We start from the raw sequence: 16,176 nt of genomic DNA, 5'->3' as shown, positions 1-16,176 counted from the left end.
GTCTGTGCGGCCCGGCCGCCCGGCACCAGCGGAGGTTGAATTTCAACGTATGTACCCGATTGTTGCTTCCGATCTGGATGGCACACTGCTGTCATCCGATCACACCCTGTCACCCTATGCTAAGGAAACCCTGCGTCTGATGACGGAACAGGGGATTCATTTTGTGTTTGCCACCGGTCGCCACCATATGGATGTGGCACAGCTTCGCGATAATCTGGCGATTAGCGCTTACATGATTACGTCGAATGGTGCCCGGGTGCATAACACCGACGGTGAGCTGATTTTCAGCCATAATCTGGACCGCGATATCGCCCAGGAGCTGTATGGCATGGTGTATCACCACCCGGAAATCATGACGCATGTTTATCGCGATAATGAGTGGTTTCTGTGCCGCTCTCGTCCGGAAGAAGAGCGCTTTTTTACCGAGACAGTGTTCCGCTACAAACTGTTCGACCCGGATACGCTGGGTACGGACGGTGTCGGCAAGGTGTTCTTCACCTGCGAGGACCACGACAAACTGCTGCCGCTGGAAGAAGCACTGAATGCTCGTTGGGGCGATCGGGTGAATGTCAGTTTCTCCACCCTGAGCTGTCTGGAAGTGATGGCGGGCGGCGTTTCCAAAGGCCATGCGCTGGAACAGGTCGCTAAAATTCTCGGTCACACCATCAAGGACTGTATCGCCTTCGGCGATGGCATGAATGATTATGAAATGCTGTCGATGGCGGGCAAGGGCTGCATCATGAACAATGCCCACCAGCGACTGAAAGACATGCTGCCGGATAACGAAGTAATCGGCACCAACATCGAACAGGCGGTGCCTCGGTATCTGCGTCGTCTTTATCTCGGTGATGGAGCCTGAGACACCGGTTGCGCGTTATGCAGGAAAGCGACGGCTTTGTCCGGGAAGTCGGTGAACAGGCCATCGACATCGGCTTGCCGGTAAAGCAGGGCGTAGAGTGCATTGACGTCGCTTGCGTATTTCGGCAGCCGGTCGGCGCGCACGGTGTAAGGATGTACCACCATGCCGCTGGCGTGCGCCTCTTTTACCAGCGGGCTGATGGTGACCTTGCCTGTGTCGCCGCTTAGCAACATGTGATAGTCGGGACCAACGCCATCGGCATAACGGGCGATTTTTTGCATGGCACCCGGCTTGAGCATCCAGTCGTAGTCATAGTTGACCCAGCGCCCGTCCGGTTGTCGCTGTTGGGTTTCCTGCCAGCGCGTTTCGGCGATCAGTTGCACCAGCTTTAGGTTCATCCCCAGCGCGGGCTCCAGTTCAGTTTTGATGCGCTGTAGCTCGTTGGCGTCAAAGCATTGCAGATAAACCCGATCGCTTTTTTGGGTGTAGCCGTACTGCTTCAGCACCTCCAGCACCGCGCGTGAAATATCCTTTCCTTCCTGGCGGTGAAACCACGGTGCTTTGATCTCTGGATAAATCCCGATGTTTTTGCCGGTGGAGTGATTCAGCCCCTGAATAAACTCGATTTCGTCCTGAAAGGTGTGAACACGAAAATCCGATTTACCCATTGGGAAGCGGTTGGGGTAGCTCTGCACCGGTTTGCCGTCTTTCAGGTCAAACCCTTCGGTGAATTTAAGTGAGCGGATTTCTGCCAGCGTAAAATCGATGGCGTAGTAGCGGCCGTCGGCTCGCGCCCGGTTGGGAAAGCGGCTGGCGACGTCGGTCACCCGGTCGAGGTAGTGATCGTGCAGCACCACCAGCGCATTATCTTTGGTCATCACCAGATCCTGCTCCAGATAGTCCGCCCCTTGTGCATACGCCATCGCTTTGGCGGGCAAGGTGTGTTCCGGCAGGTAACCGCTGGCCCCCCGGTGAGCAATCACGATTTTATCGTCGGTTTGCGCCAGTGCGCCGAGGGATATCGCCAGTGCGACACCGGCTAATAATGGTTTGAACAGAGGAATCATGTCAGCGTCCTTTTTCAGTGGGAGAAAGAAAAGCTGTGTGAGTGGTGGTGATGAAAACGAACAGGTCGTTGATAATTCCCCGCCAGTCCGGTATGGACCGGCGGGGATAATGCTCATGGTTTATGGTAAGTAAACCATGACGAGATGACAGAATCAGGCGCGTTTCGCCAGTTCTGCTTTGTGTTTGGTCTCGTTAATCATGGTCAGCACCAGCAGCAATACCGCCAGCACACTACCGCCGATCATGACCATAAAGCCGCCGTTCCAGCCAAAGAAATCGACGGTGTAGCCGACGATGGCGCTGGCAGCGACCGAACCGCCCAGATAACCGAACAGGCCAGTGAAGCCCGCAGCGGTACCGGCGGCTTTCTTCGGTGCCAGTTCCAGCGCGTGCAGGCCAATCAGCATAACCGGGCCGTAAATCAGGAAGCCGATGACGATCATGCAGAGCATATCCACGTTGGGGTTGCCAGCCGGGTTCAGCCAGTACACCACGGTGGCGATGGTCACCAGTGTCATGAAGAACACCCCGGTCGCGCCACGGTTACCCTTGAACACTTTGTCGGACATCCAGCCGCACAACAAGGTGCCTGGAATACCGGCGTATTCGTACAGGAAGTAAGCGATGGACGATTTATCCAGTGCGAAGTGCTTCACTTCTTTAAGGTAGGTTGGCGACCAGTCGAGAATGCCGTAACGCAGCAGGTAGACGAACACGTTGGCGAAAGCGATGTACCACAACAGTTTGTTGGGGAACACATACTGCATGAAAATTTCTTTCGCGGTCAGTTCCTGTTCATCTTTCTCGCTGTAATCCACCGGGTAATCGTTTTTGTATTCTTCGATCGGCGGCAGACCGCAAGATTGCGGCGTATCGCGCATCATGGCGAAAGCGAACAGCGCGACCAGAATGGCGGCGAAGGCCGGCATATAGAGTGCGGCTTTCCAGTCGTTAAACCAGGCCATCCCCAGCAGGAACAGTAACGGTGGAATGCCGCCACCCACGTTATGGGCGCAGTTCCAGATAGACACGATGCCGCCACGCTCTTTCTGTGACCACCAGTGCACCATAGTACGACCGCACGGCGGCCAACCCATGCCCTGGAACCAACCACAGACGAACAACAGCACAAACATCACCATGATGCTGGATGTCGCCCACGGTACGAAGCCCATAAACAGCATGACCACGGCGGCCAGAATCAGACCGGCAGGCAGAAAGACACGCGGATTGGAGCGGTCTGATACCGACCCCATGATGAATTTAGAAAACCCGTAGGCAATGGAAATACCGGACAGGGCAAAACCCAGGTCGCCTTTGGAAAAACCCTGTTCGACCAGATAGGGCATCGCCAGCGCGAAGTTCTTTCTGACCAGATAGTAGGCGGCGTAGCCAAAAAAGATCCCCAGAAAAATCTGCCAGCGTAACCGGCGGTAGAGCGGGTCTACCTGATGTTCCGCCACGCGCGGGCGATGAGCCGCAGGCTTGAAAATACTCAACATAAATAAACGATCCCCGATAGTTATTTTCTATAACGCTCGTCAGCGTAGCGAATGCGCGTCATCGTCAATGTGAGTCAGTACGCAATTGTTACACTTTTATGACGGCGGGCGCTATTTTGAGCTTTAAGTAACACAAATGAAATAATGATTTTCCATTTTTGGGTGATTTGAATCACATATCTGCGGTTGTCTCCGGATTTTATTTTCGTTTTTTGAGTGTTTTTGTTCTTTATCAATCATTGTGGCACTGATTTATGTCCCACTACAGACAGGCATGATCCGCATTGAGGTAAAACGGCAATGGCAAACAACGGTTTGCGGCGAGAAACGGATGTAGTGATTATCGGCGGTGGCGCCACGGGGGCGGGAACGGCCCGCGACTGCGCGTTGCGCGGGTTGCGCTGTCTGTTGTTGGAACGGCATGACATCGCCACCGGCGCTACTGGCCGCAATCATGGGCTGTTGCACAGCGGTGCGCGCTATGCGGTGACCGATGCGGAGTCTGCTCGTGAATGTATTGAGGAAAACCAGATTCTGCGGCGCGTCGCCCGTCACTGTATTGAGCCGACCGATGGGCTGTTTTTGACCTTGCCGCAGGATGATATCGACTATCAAACCCGGTTTATCGCCGCTTGTCAGCGCGCGGGTATCCGGGCGCAAGCCATCGACCCGCAGGAAGCTTTGCGGCTGGAGCCCGCCGCGAATCCGGCGTTGATCGGTGCTGTGCGCGTGCCGGACGGTACGGTTGACCCCTTCCGGTTAACCGCCGCCAACATGATCGATGCCTGTGAACACGGTGCGGAAGTGCTGACGTATCACGAGGTCATTGGGTTACTCCGTCAGGGCGATCGTGTCGTTGGCGTGCGCGTTTTCGACCATAAACGTCAGGTGGCCAGTGAAATTTATGCACAAGTGGTGGTGAATGCGGGCGGCATCTGGGGGCAACGTATCGCCGAATATGCCGACCTGAATGTGCGTATGTTCCCCGCCAAAGGCGCGTTGCTGATTTTGGGGCATCGCATCAATAACCGGGTGATTAACCGCTGCCGTCCACCGGCTGATGCCGACATTCTGGTACCTGGCGATACTATCTCGCTGATTGGTACCACCTCGACCCGCATCGACTACGACCAGATTGACCACATGACGGTGACGCCAGAGGAAGTGGATACGCTGATCCGCGAAGGCAGCATGCTGGCGCCGCAACTGGCGCAGACCCGTATTTTGCGTGCTTACGCCGGGGTGCGGCCGCTGGTAGCGAGCGATAACGACCCCTCCGGGCGCAGCGTCAGTCGCGGCATCGTGTTGCTAGACCATGCCAGCCGTGACGGGCTGGAGGGCTTTGTGACCATCACCGGCGGCAAGCTGATGACCTACCGGCTGATGGCGGAATGGGTAACCAACAAAGTCTGCGAAAAACTCGGTCACCGCGCCGAATGTACGACGGCGTCTCGCCCGTTGCCGGGGTCGGAAACCACGGAACCTGACAGACCGCAGGCCACCTCGTCGCTTTCAGCACCGCTGCGTGGTTCCGCGATTTACCGCCACGGGCATCGTGCCGCGCCGCTGGTCTCCGGTCATCGGGTGGACAGCAGTCTGGTGTGCGAATGTGAAGCCGTGACAGCAGGTGAGGTGCGTTACGCGGTTGAGTCGCTGCAGGTGAACAACCTGACTGACCTGCGCCGACGTACCCGTGTCGGCATGGGAACCTGTCAGGGGGAATTGTGTGCTTGCCGCGCCGCTGGGCTGTTGTGTCGACTGGGGCAATCCACGCCGCAGCAGGCGGTGTCGCAATTGAGCCAGTTCCTGAACGAGCGCTGGAAAGGCATGCGGCCCATTGCCTGGGGAAACACGTTGCGGGAAAGCGAATTTACCAGTTGGATTTATCAGGGCTTGTGCGGACTGACCGAGCGCCCGGAGCAGGAGAACGGCGATGCATTATGACGTGGTGATCATTGGCGGTGGGCTGGCGGGGTTAACCTGCGGCATTCGCCTGCAAGAGCAGGGCAAACGCTGCGCTGTGGTCAGCGTCGGGCAAAGTGCGTTGACCTTTGCCTCCGGTGCACTGGACCTGCTGGCGACATTGCCGGATGGCACTGCGGTCGAGCAGCCGCTGACTGCACTGGATGAACTGGCCGCGCAGGCGCCCTACCACCCCTATACCCTGATGGGCAAAGCGCGAGTCAGCCAACTGGCGGCGGATGCCGAAGCCTTGCTGTCGCGCTGTGGTCTGTGGTTGCGCGGTGATAGCGGCGGCAACCATCAGCGCCTGACACCGTTGGGCAAATGGCACCCCTGCTGGTTAAGCCCGTCAGATAGCGTTACGCGCGGTTTGTCGGGGTCACCCGCGTGGCGGCAGCCGTTGGTTGCCGGTATTGAAGGGTTTATGGATTTTCAGTCCCGACTGGTCGCCGGAGAATTGCAGGCACAGGGGATTGCGGCGCGCGCCGATGATCTGCGCTTACCACTGCTGGATGCGCAGCGGCAGAACGCCAGTGAGTTCCGTTCACTGGCTATCGCCCGTGTGCTGGACACCCCGGCCGGTATCGCGGCGCTGGCGGAAGAGCTGATGACGCGGGCGAGCGGCAATGATGCCGTTATATTGCCTGCCTGTCTGGGGCTGGACGCTCAGGCACAACTGAATGCTGCACTGGGTAAACCGGTCGGGCTGCTGGCGACGTTGCCGCCCTCGTTGCCGGGCATGCGCTTGCATCAGGCGCTGCTGGGGCGTTTTCGCCAGACCGGCGGGACGCTGATGCCGGGAGACAAAGTGTTGTCAGCCCAAGCGCGCGATACGGGCGTCGCGTTGTATACGCGCAGCCATGGCGAGGTACCGCTGCGTGCCGAGCACGTGGTACTGGCCAGCGGGAGTTTTTTCAGCAACGGTCTGGTGGCGGAACGCGATCGGGTGGTGGAGCCGGTGTTTGGCCTGGATGTCGATTTCCTGCCGACCCACGAGGACTGGAGTCAGTCCAACCTGTTTGCTGCTCAGCCTTATCTGCAATTTGGGGTCATCGCGGACGAGCAGTTACACCCGGCTATCGACGGCCACACCCAACACCGTTTGTATGCGATTGGCTCGGTATTGCGGGGGTATGACCCGTTACGGCAGGGGTGTGGCGGCGGGGTTTCACTGCTGAGCGCGCTATACGCCGCCGAGATGATCACAAGGGAGAACCGATGATGAGCCGGTCTGACACCAGTTTTGAGAATTGCATCAAATGTACCGTTTGTACTACTGCCTGCCCGGTCGCACGCGTCAATCCGTTCTACCCAGGGCCAAAACAAGCAGGGCCAGATGGTGAGCGGTTACGGCGTAAAGACCCGGCATTATTTGACGAGGCGTTGAAGTACTGCACCAACTGCAAACGCTGCGAGGTAGCGTGCCCATCGGATGTCAAAATTGGCGACATCATTCAGCGTGCCAAAGCCAGCCATAGCCAGCATCGTCCGACGCTGCGTGATGCCATTCTCAGTCACACTGATTTGATGGGGTCTGTCGCGACGCCGTTTGCACCGCTGGTGAATACGCTGACCGGGTTGAAACCCATGCGTCAGTTGCTGGATAAAGCGCTGAAGATTGACCATCGTCGCCAGTTGCCGCGCTATTCCCACGGTACTTTCCGCAGTTGGTACCGTCGGCAGGCGGCACAGCAGTTGCAGTTTGCCGATCAAGTCGCTTATTTCCATGGGTGCTACGTTAACTACAATCATCCACAACTGGGCCGTGACCTGATCCGTGTGTTTAACGCGATGGGGGTTGGGGTTCAGTTGCTCACCAAAGAGAAGTGCTGCGGTGTGGCGCTTATCGCCAACCGTTTTCTCGATAAAGCCCGCAAGCAGGCGAACTTTAATCTGGCTTCGCTGGATGAGGCTATCAACAGTCGCGGTCTGCCGGTTATTGCAACGTCGTCCAGTTGTACCTTTACGCTGCGCGATGAATACCCCCATCTGTTGGGGGTGGACAACCATCACGTGCGTGATGGCATAGAACTGGCGACTCGCCACCTTTATCGCTTGCTGGATCAAGGTCGAACATTGCCGTTGCAACCGTTGCCGCTGCGGGTGGTGTATCACACGCCCTGCCATTTGGAACGAATGGGGTGGACGGCGTATACCCTGGAATTACTGCGACGCATTCCGGGGCTGGAGTTGCAGGTACTGGATTCTCAGTGTTGTGGTATCGCCGGAACTTACGGTTTTAAAAAGGAAAACTATGATACCGCGCAGGGGATTGGCGCACCGTTGTTCCGACAAATCGAAGCCAGCGGCGCTGATCTGGTGATCACGGATTGTGAGACCTGCAAATGGCAGATTGAAATGTCGACCAGTAAAGCCTGCGAACATCCTTTCAGCTTACTGGCCAGAGCGCTGCCCGCGTAAAGCGCTCCTCACCGACAACGCTCTTCACGTAAAGCGCTATTCACGTGAAGAGCCAATGTTGAACCACGCCCTCCCTGCTATTTGCTCCGGGGGCGCGCGACGCGGTATACCCCTTTCTTTTTAATGGTTAAACATTAACCATCTGATTCTGAAAAATAATTCTTTTGGATACTGGCAGGAATAACCGGCACGTCAGTCGGAACAGGCTGTCCGGCGAACATTTTCTTTAAATTGAACAAAAAATCGCTTTACAGATGCAAATGATAATGATTATTATTGCCATGCGTTCCGGGAAAGCCTAATGAATCCATCTCTGTGACTCATCGCGGTTTTGCTGTGAAGGCACGACATTGCTCACATTGCTTCCAGTATTACTTAGCCAGCTCGGGTGCTGGCTTTTTTTTATTCTGAGTTTTTTGGAATCCGGTTTCCAATAATTATTCCTGTTAACGCTGTTGCTGCTATCCCCTTAAGTGCTATCGCGTTGCGATATCAACATTTCTCCCGGAAATTTTTGGTGGCTTACCATCCCTGGCCGCCACCCTACGGGCTATCGCGTTGCGATATCAACATTTCTCCCGGAAATTTTTTGAATAGAGCGGTGAGTTTTTTAGGCTTTCTTATTCCCGACTGGTCGCTAGACTGAAAAAAACATTCGAGGAGCGCAACATGATTTATTTACGCAAAGCACACGATCGCGGCCATGCTAACCACGGCTGGCTGGATAGCTGGCACACGTTTTCGTTTGCCGATTACTACGATCCGGATTTTATGGGGTTTTCCGCACTGCGGGTGATCAATGAAGACTATATCGAAGGTGGGCAAGGTTTTGGAACCCACCCGCACCGGGATATGGAAATTCTCACCTATGTGCTGGAAGGCACCGTGGAACATCAGGACAGTATGGGCAACAAGGAACAGATCCCGGCGGGTGAGTTCCAAATAATGAGCGCTGGCACCGGGATCCGCCACTCCGAGTACAACGCCAGCCAGGACAAACTGCTGCATTTGTACCAGATTTGGGTGATCCCGGAAAAAACCGGCCTGACGCCGCGTTATGAGCAGCGCCGTTTCGATGCGCCGCAGGGTCGCCAACTGGTGTTGTCACCGGATGCCCGCGACGGATCGCTGAAAGTATTTCAGGACATGACGTTGTGGCGCTGGGCGCTGAAGGCGCAGGAAGCGTCGTCCTACCAGACTCAGCAGGGCCGTGTGTTATGGATTCAGGTGGTACGAGGCTCGGTTGAGGTCAATGGTCAGCAGGCGACCATCAGCGATGCGCTGGCTATCTGGGATGAAGACGCTATCACGGTGCGTGCCAGCGAAGACAGCGAAATCCTGCTGTTTGATTTGCCACCGGCAAAGTAACAGTAACCAGCGCATGTCAGTAAAGGCGAGCACACCGGGCTCGCCTTTATTTTTGATGACAAGGCTTACGATGGCTGAGTTGTTGGGGTCTCAGCTTCGCTGCTGGTTGTCACCGGCGCCGACTGGATGGTAATGCCTTCGCTGGAGGTGCCTGGTGTATAAACGGCGCGGCCTGCCGTGGTAGTGACAGGATTATCGGTACTGGTTGCTTTTTTTAACAGGTCGCCGTAGGTCACTAACGTGATGGGCGTGCCGTCTGAAATGGTCACGTGGGAAGACTGAGGCGGCTCGATGCCGGCTTTTTTTGCGTCGAAATAATCCATCATTTTACGCAGGGCTTCCTCGCTGGGTTGTTGGTTATTCGTGCTGCCTGGTTTTGAATCTATATTGACATGGTATCCGCCCGTTTCTTCAGATTTGGTGATCGTGATTTTCGGGTTTGATATTACGATTGAGGGGGTGGCGGCGTACGCTCCAGTTTGAGAAATGCTAGTCATATTATTGTCTCCAGAGTGTTATTAATGCTGCCAGTGGCAGCCAGATTTATCAGCATCGATACCCGTCATACTTCACGTTGCAGTGTATTACCCAGCCCTGAAAGGGCTCGCACATTGCGTTGTGCATGTTGTCCGGCACATCGAATTATTGAAGAGATATATTCAGGTTTATTCGCTTTTCCTGAGAGAAAGCCAATTTTCTGTATCCCGATATTTTTATGGCATGTAATGATGGGTGCCATTCCGGCAAGAATACAATAGTAGTATGTGAAACGACTTATAATAAAAAATCATTTATGACCGTGTTACTTCATTAAAAATTAATTAATTCATTGGCATGTCTATTTATTGCAAAATTAATTAATAATAAAAGAATAATATAAATAAGTTGGTTTCGGGATACCGTCATGCGATTGTTATCACCGGAGTTCAGATAGATATTCTGCTAACCATTTCTTTAGTACAATCGACGTTTTGAGTCGCGGGGATGTCAACGGATGATAAAGAAAAAAAGACCGGTGTTGCAGGATGTCGCCGACCGGGTTGGGGTGACCAAAATGACGGTCAGCCGCTATTTGCGTAACCCCGAGCAGGTTTCTGAAGCGTTGCGAGGCAAGATCGCCGCTGTGTTGGATGAATTGGGTTACATTCCCAACCGAACGCCGCATATTCTCGCTAATTCTACCAGCCGGGCCATCGGCGTGTTGCTGCCATCGCTCACCAACCAGGTGTTTGCCGAGGTGTTGCGTGGCATTGAAAAAGTGGCCGAATCGCAAGGCTATCAAACCATGCTGGCGCATTACGGCTACCAGCCGGAAGTGGAAGAACGGCGTCTGATGTCGCTGCTGGCTTATAACATCGACGGGTTGATTCTTGCTGAGCGCAACCATACGGCGCGTACCCGTCAGATGATTGCGGTGGCCGGGATCCCGGTGGTGGAGTTGATGGACTCGGTATCTCCCTGCCTCGATATGGCGGTGGGGTTTGATAATGTGGACGCCGCACGCCAGATGACGCGTTATATGATTGCGCGTGGCCGCCGCCGCGTGGTGTACCTCGGCGCACGTCAGGATGAGCGCACGTTATTAAAGCAACGGGGTTATGAACAAGCGATGGCGGAGGCTGGGCTTGCCAGTTACAGCGTGATGAGTGAAAGCCCCTCGTCTTATACGTTGGGCGGCGAGCTGTTGCGTCGTGCGCAGGCGGAATACCCACAGCTCGATAGCCTGTTCTGTACCAATGATGACCTGGCGATTGGTGCCATGTTCGAATGCCAGCGGCAGGGGTTACGCGTTCCCGAACAAATGGGGATTGCCGGTTTCCACGGCCATGATATCGGACAAACCACGGTGCCACGGCTCACCAGCATACTGACACCGCGTAAGCGCATTGGCGAGATCGGTGCGGCACAGTTGCTGGCTCGTCTGCACGGCGAAACGTTGCCGACACCCCGTGTGGACGTCGGCTTTACCGTGCAAGTGGGAGAAAGCGTTTAGGGCCGGGGTCAGCGTGGCAGGCGAGCGCGCAATGCCTCGATACACCGTGCTACCACCTGGTCCATCGGGCCGTTGATATCCACGGTAATGACATCGGCTTCGGTTTCGTCCGGTTCCTCCAGTGCATCAAACTGGCTTTGCAGCAGACCCGTCGGCATAAAATGGCCGGCGCGTGCCTGATGGCGTTGCAAAATGACGTCAAAGCTTCCTTTGAGGTAGAGAAAGACCATGCCGTCGTTGCCGTCGCGTAGCCGATCGCGGTAGCGCCTTTTCAGGGCGGAGCAGACGATAATGCCGGTTTCATTTTTATGCAGCAGACTGTAGGCGGCATCGTTCAGGCGCTCCAGCCAGGGGGCGCGGTCATCGTCATTGAGTGGCTGGCCGCTGGCCATTTTCTGGATATTGGCCCTGGGATGCAGATCGTCGCCATCGATAAACTTGGCGTGAATGTCGCGTGCCAACTGGGCTCCCACGCTGGATTTCCCGCTGCCGGAAACCCCCATCAGAATAATACTTTGTCCTGACATAATTTGATCTCTATCCCAAACTGTAAATTAAATGCGTCGCGCAGGTTTCGTATTTTAACATGTTACCGGTATCATGATACCGGTAACATTGTGCATTGTGATAGTTGTCACGCGATAGTCGCCACATGACAGCCATCACATTGGGTGAATGCGTTCCCGACTGCATGCAACGATGCATGCCTGTCACGACGCAGGTACGCCACTACTGTAGCGAAGGCGTCGATGTCACACCGGGAGCCTTCGCAAAACATAAGAAAATCCCCTGTTGTTGCCCGGTTCGAGCATGCAGGGGTTGCCGGAGAGAGTTATGCCACTCGTGATTGTCGCTGTGGGTGTCGCACTGCTGTTGGTGTTGATGATCCGCTTTAAACTGAATGGTTTTATCGCACTGATTTTGGTCGCTCTGGCTGTGGGCGTCATGCAGGGAATGCCGGTGCAAAAAGTGATGACCTCCATCAAAAACGGGGTGGGCGGTACGCTGGGCAGCCTGGCGCTGATCATGGGATTTGGCGCTATGCTGGGGAAATTGCTGGCGGACTGCGGCGGAGCACAGCGGATTGCCTCCACGCTGATTCATCGCTTTGGCCGCAAACATATCCAGTGGGCGATTGTGCTAACCGGGTTTACCGTCGGCTTCGCGCTGTTCTATGAAGTGGGGTTTGTGCTGCTGTTGCCGCTGGTGTTCAGCATTGTGGCCTCAGCCCGTATTCCGTTGCTATACGCCGGTGTGCCAATGGCGGCGGCGTTATCCGTCACCCACGGTTTTCTGCCGCCGCATCCGGGGCCGACGGCGATTGCCTCGCTATTTCATGCCGACATGGGCAAAACCCTGCTCTACGGTACGCTGCTGGGGATCCCGACGGTGATTCTGGCGGGGCCGGTTTACGCCCGTTTTCTCAAGAAGATCGATAAGCCGATTCCGGAAGGGCTGTATAACCCGAAGCAGTTCACCGAAGAGGAAATGCCGGGCTTTGCCGTTAGCGTAATGACCGCACTGGTGCCGGTTATCCTGATGGCGCTGCGCGCCGTGGCGGAAATGATATTACCGAAGGGACATGCATTGTTGTCGTATGCCGAGTTCTTCGGCGACCCGGTGATGGCGACCCTGATTGCGGTGCTGATCGCGATTTTTACCTTCGGCCTGAACCGTGGCCGCAGCATGGATGAGGTGATGGGCACCATTACCGACTCGATTAAAATCATCGCCATGATGTTGCTGATCCTCGGCGGCGGCGGCGCGTTTAAACAAGTGTTGGTCGACAGCGGCGTAGACAAGTACATCGCCAGTATGATGCACGGTAGTAGCGTGTCGCCGCTGTTGCTGGGTTGGCTTATCGCCGCCGTGCTGCGCCTGGCATTAGGGTCTGCCACTGTGGCCGCGCTGACCGCGGGCGGGATTGTGGCACCGATTATTGCCACCAGCGGCGTCAGCCCGGAATTGATGGTGATCGCGGTCGGTTCCGGCAGCGTGATTTTTTCTCATGTCAACGACCCCGGTTTCTGGCTGTTCAAGGAGTATTTCAACCTGAGCATTCCGGAAACGCTGAAGTCATGGTCAGCGCTGGAAACCATTATCGCGGTGTGTGGTCTGGTCGGCACCCTGCTGCTGAGCTACGTGGTGTGATGAAGACAGATGGTGTGATGAAGACCGACAGGCGGTAACCCTATTCTCTCAGTCTCCGCAACGCGCGGGAGACTGAGAGAACGGTCTGAGACAACAACGACCAGATGCTAGAGTTTCAGGTAGGCCCGAATACCGTCCAGGAACATCTGGGTGGAAAGCATGACCAGTACCAATCCCATCAGCCGTTCCAACGCATTGACGCCTTTATCGCCCAACAACCGCAGGAACAGATTTGATAGCAGCAGCACGACTACGGTAATGGCCCAGGCAATAAGCAGCGCCAGTGTCAGATGCGGTAATTGATCCGGGTACTGGTGGGAAAGCAGCATCAGTGCGGCCAGAATCGATGGCCCGGCCACCATCGGAATAGCCAACGGCACCAAAAACGGCTCATCACCGGCGGGCAAGCCGCTGGTAAAACCTTCCTGCGTTGGGAAAATCATGCGGATGGCAATCAAAAACAGCACGATGCCGCCGGAAATGGACACGGTTTCGGTACGCAGATTCAGTATTGCCAGAATCTTCTCGCCCGCGAACAGGAACACCAGCATCACCCCCAGTGCGATGATCATTTCCCGAATCAGCACCACACGTCGCCGTTTGGGATCCAGGTGTTTCAGAACAGACATAAACACCGGCAGGTTGCCGAGCGGATCCATAATTAACAGCAACAGGACGGTTGCTGAGATCATTTCAGTCATGGTGGCGGTAAGCTCCTTTCATCCCCAGTTTTCTGACCGGCACATTAGGCCTGTTGCTGAAAACGCCTGAGTCATCGAATAAATTCACTTGCGACTTCTGATACATTTTGTAAGGTTGACAGACATCACTTTAAACTATGCTCCCTGCCTGAAACGGCAGTCGGATTGCTTTTTGTCACCCCCAGGCAGGACGGTTACCATGAAAAATGTTGGTTTTGTTGGCTGGCGCGGAATGGTCGGTTCGGTACTCATGCAGCGCATGGTGGAAGAACGCGATTTTGATTTAATCCGCCCGGTATTCTTTTCTACGTCGCAGCACGGTCAGCCAGCACCGGCGTTGGGCGGCCAGCAGGGTGTCCTGCAGGATGCCTACAATCTCGACGCGCTGCGCGCGCTGGATATTATCATCACCTGTCAGGGCGGCGATTATACCAATGAAATCTACCCAAAGCTGCGTGAAAGTGGCTGGCAAGGGTACTGGATCGACGCAGCATCTTCTCTGCGAATGAAAGATGACGCGATTATTATTCTGGACCCGGTTAACCACGGTGTTATCCAGTCCGGTCTGGATAAAGGCATCAAAACGTTTGTCGGTGGTAACTGTACCGTCAGTCTGATGCTGATGTCGCTGGGCGGCCTGTTCGCCAACGATCTGGTGGAGTGGGCCTCCGTTGCCACCTATCAGGCGGCGTCCGGCGCGGGTGCGCGCAATATGCGTGAACTGCTGATTCAGATGGGACAGTTGAACGCCGAAGTCGCCGCTGAACTGAGCGACCCGGCTTCAGCCATCCTGGATATCGAGCGCAAAGTGACGGCATTGTCACGCGGCGGTCTGGATGTGGAAAACTTCGGTGTGCCGCTGGCGGGTAGCCTGATCCCGTGGATCGACAAACAACTGGAAAACGGCCAGAGCCGTGAAGAGTGGAAAGGCCAGGCCGAAACCAACAAGATTCTGAATACCGCCAGCACCATTCCGGTGGATGGGTTGTGCGTGCGTATCGGCGCGCTGCGCTGCCACAGTCAGGCGTTCACGCTGAAGCTGAAAAAAGATGTGTCGATTCCGGAAATCGAGCAAATGCTGGCCACCCACAATGACTGGGTGAAAGTGGTACCGAACGACCGCGAAATCACCATGCGCGAACTGACCCCGGCAGCGGTGACCGGTACGTTGTCTACCCCGGTGGGTCGTCTGCGTAAACTGAACATGGGGCCGCAGTACCTGTCCGCTTTCACCGTCGGTGACCAGCTGCTGTGGGGCGCTGCCGAACCGCTGCGCCGTATGCTGCGTATCCTGTTGTAATCCCGTTCCTGCTAAAACGCGCCCGTTGGGCGCGTTTTACTGTTATCCCCCGATCACCCGCCTCGGGAGGCGATGATCTTTTTCTGGCAATGGGTTGCGGTCTTGTCCATTCTTATTTGCTCATCAGGGATTTGAGCGCCGTTTTGCGCTGAATCACGATCATCATGATGAACCCCGGCATAATGGAACGGCCTGCGTGACGCCACGCCGGAGGATTTTTTTCGCTTTTTTGTGAGGCTGACATGCAACGATTGACGATTTCTCTGGATGACCTGCTGGCTGAGGCGTTGGATGCACTGATGCTGCGAAAAGGCTATGCCAACCGGTCGGAAGCGTTTCGCGATATGTTGCGGCGTGAATTGGGCGAAATGACGGTAGCGCAGGATAAAAACGCCGAGTGCGTGGCGGTGCTGAGCTATGTGTATGACCATCACGAGCGTCAGCTGTCGAGCCGACTGGCCGGTATGCAGCATGAACATCATCACCTGACGGTATCCACCATGCACACCCACCTCAGCCATGACGAATGTGTGGAAACCGTGATTTTGCGTGGCCCTACCGAGCGTGTAGAGCAGTTTGCCGCTTCGGTCATCGCTCAGACGGGTGTGCGTCACGGACAGCTGAATCTGATTCCGATGGAGCAGGCCGCCACTAAGGAATAAATGCAGCAACATCGGTATTATCGTTAAGCCGGTTTGCGGGTCAGGCTGGCGTCAGCGGTGGGCGTGGCGAAAAATCACCGAGGCCGACTCATTAACTGCATGAATTATAAATGATATAAAATATTTTCCTGCCGTAACAATACATAATGCTTGCTTTCATGCCTGATGAATGCGTTAATAGCCGCACGG

The 16,176-nt window shown here is 55.3% G+C and carries 15 protein-coding genes; 9 read left to right on the top strand and 6 right to left on the bottom strand.

Annotated elements, in window-relative coordinates:
* Nucleotides 1–49 precede the first annotated feature (49 nt).
* A complete protein-coding gene (yigL, locus tag DD586_RS19185; protein ID WP_012886459.1) occupies nucleotides 50–859 on the top strand; it encodes a sugar/pyridoxal phosphate phosphatase YigL in 810 nt (269 codons plus the stop codon).
* Here yigL and glpQ read toward each other — a convergent pair.
* Together glpQ and glpT are read right to left on the bottom strand one after the other, a co-directional pair.
* Entirely contained in the window at nucleotides 838–1,926 is a 1,089-nt protein-coding gene (gene glpQ, locus DD586_RS19180) for a glycerophosphodiester phosphodiesterase (protein ID WP_012886458.1), read from the bottom strand. The two genes, yigL and glpQ, sit on opposite strands and share 22 nt — an antisense overlap.
* Nucleotides 1,927–2,079: 153 nt before the next feature.
* On the bottom strand, nucleotides 2,080–3,429 hold the full coding sequence (glpT, locus tag DD586_RS19175) for a glycerol-3-phosphate transporter (RefSeq protein WP_012886457.1): 1,350 nt from the start codon (nucleotides 3,427–3,429) through the stop codon (nucleotides 2,080–2,082).
* A gap of 300 nt (nucleotides 3,430–3,729) precedes the next feature.
* On the opposite strand from glpT, the gene glpA reads away from it, so the two are divergent.
* The 4 genes from glpA (at nucleotide 3,730) to DD586_RS19155 (ending at nucleotide 9,180) form a co-directional block, all read left to right on the top strand.
* Entirely contained in the window at nucleotides 3,730–5,373 is a 1,644-nt protein-coding gene (gene glpA, locus DD586_RS19170) for an anaerobic glycerol-3-phosphate dehydrogenase subunit A (protein WP_012886456.1), read from the top strand.
* Nucleotides 5,363–6,613 carry a glycerol-3-phosphate dehydrogenase subunit GlpB gene (glpB, locus tag DD586_RS19165; RefSeq protein ID WP_012886455.1) on the top strand — a complete coding sequence of 417 codons (1,251 nt, stop codon included), beginning with the start codon at nucleotides 5,363–5,365 and terminating at the stop codon, nucleotides 6,611–6,613. The genes glpA and glpB overlap by 11 nt, the downstream gene beginning before the upstream one ends.
* On the top strand, nucleotides 6,610–7,812 hold the full coding sequence (glpC, locus tag DD586_RS19160) for an anaerobic glycerol-3-phosphate dehydrogenase subunit GlpC (RefSeq protein ID WP_012886454.1): 1,203 nt from the start codon (nucleotides 6,610–6,612) through the stop codon (nucleotides 7,810–7,812). Before glpB ends, glpC begins: the two co-directional genes overlap by 4 nt.
* A 669-nt stretch (nucleotides 7,813–8,481) precedes the next feature.
* The gene (locus DD586_RS19155; RefSeq protein ID WP_012886453.1) at nucleotides 8,482–9,180 is read left to right on the top strand and encodes a pirin family protein; all 699 of its coding nucleotides are present in this window, start codon (nucleotides 8,482–8,484) and stop codon (nucleotides 9,178–9,180) included.
* Nucleotides 9,181–9,245: 65 nt separating this feature from the next.
* Here DD586_RS19155 and DD586_RS19150 read toward each other — a convergent pair whose 3' ends face one another.
* Nucleotides 9,246–9,677, bottom strand: coding sequence for a hypothetical protein (locus DD586_RS19150; RefSeq protein ID WP_012886452.1), 432 nt, complete (start codon nucleotides 9,675–9,677; stop codon nucleotides 9,246–9,248).
* A gap of 497 nt (nucleotides 9,678–10,174) precedes the next feature.
* Here DD586_RS19150 and gntR point away from each other — a divergent pair, with 497 nt between their 5' ends.
* Nucleotides 10,175–11,173 (top strand): gluconate operon transcriptional repressor GntR, encoded by a 999-nt coding sequence (gene gntR, locus DD586_RS19145; protein ID WP_012886451.1) that lies wholly within the window; start codon nucleotides 10,175–10,177, stop codon nucleotides 11,171–11,173.
* An 8-nt stretch (nucleotides 11,174–11,181) separates the two neighbouring features.
* On the opposite strand, the gene DD586_RS19140 is transcribed toward gntR, so the two are convergent.
* Nucleotides 11,182–11,700 (bottom strand): gluconokinase, encoded by a 519-nt coding sequence (locus DD586_RS19140; RefSeq protein WP_012886450.1) that lies wholly within the window; start codon nucleotides 11,698–11,700, stop codon nucleotides 11,182–11,184.
* A gap of 107 nt (nucleotides 11,701–11,807) precedes the next feature.
* Nucleotides 11,808–11,951: a hypothetical protein gene (locus tag DD586_RS22070; protein WP_012886449.1), complete on the bottom strand. Its 144-nt coding sequence runs from the start codon at nucleotides 11,949–11,951 to the stop codon at nucleotides 11,808–11,810.
* A 56-nt stretch (nucleotides 11,952–12,007) separates the two neighbouring features.
* Between DD586_RS22070 and gntT the strand changes: the two genes are divergently transcribed.
* Nucleotides 12,008–13,324 carry a gluconate transporter gene (gene gntT / locus DD586_RS19135; RefSeq protein WP_012886448.1) on the top strand — a complete coding sequence of 439 codons (1,317 nt, stop codon included), beginning with the start codon at nucleotides 12,008–12,010 and terminating at the stop codon, nucleotides 13,322–13,324.
* Nucleotides 13,325–13,431: 107 nt separating this feature from the next.
* On the opposite strand, the gene DD586_RS19130 is transcribed toward gntT, so the two are convergent.
* Nucleotides 13,432–14,025, bottom strand: coding sequence for a YhgN family NAAT transporter (locus DD586_RS19130; protein ID WP_012886447.1), 594 nt, complete (start codon nucleotides 14,023–14,025; stop codon nucleotides 13,432–13,434).
* A gap of 199 nt (nucleotides 14,026–14,224) precedes the next feature.
* Between DD586_RS19130 and asd the strand changes: the two genes are divergently transcribed.
* Nucleotides 14,225–15,325, top strand: a complete 1,101-nt coding sequence (asd, locus tag DD586_RS19125) for an aspartate-semialdehyde dehydrogenase (RefSeq protein WP_012886446.1) — start codon at nucleotides 14,225–14,227, stop codon at nucleotides 15,323–15,325.
* A gap of 242 nt (nucleotides 15,326–15,567) precedes the next feature.
* Nucleotides 15,568–15,987 (top strand): nickel-responsive transcriptional regulator NikR, encoded by a 420-nt coding sequence (gene nikR / locus DD586_RS19120; protein ID WP_012886445.1) that lies wholly within the window; start codon nucleotides 15,568–15,570, stop codon nucleotides 15,985–15,987.
* The last annotated feature ends 189 nt before the right edge of the window (nucleotides 15,988–16,176 follow it).

The organism is Dickeya parazeae Ech586 (assembly GCF_000025065.1).
GTDB classification, from domain to species: domain Bacteria; phylum Pseudomonadota; class Gammaproteobacteria; order Enterobacterales; family Enterobacteriaceae; genus Dickeya; species Dickeya zeae.
The sequence above is the reverse complement of the archived record's forward strand: the minus strand, read 5'-3'. Positions and strand labels throughout refer to the sequence as shown.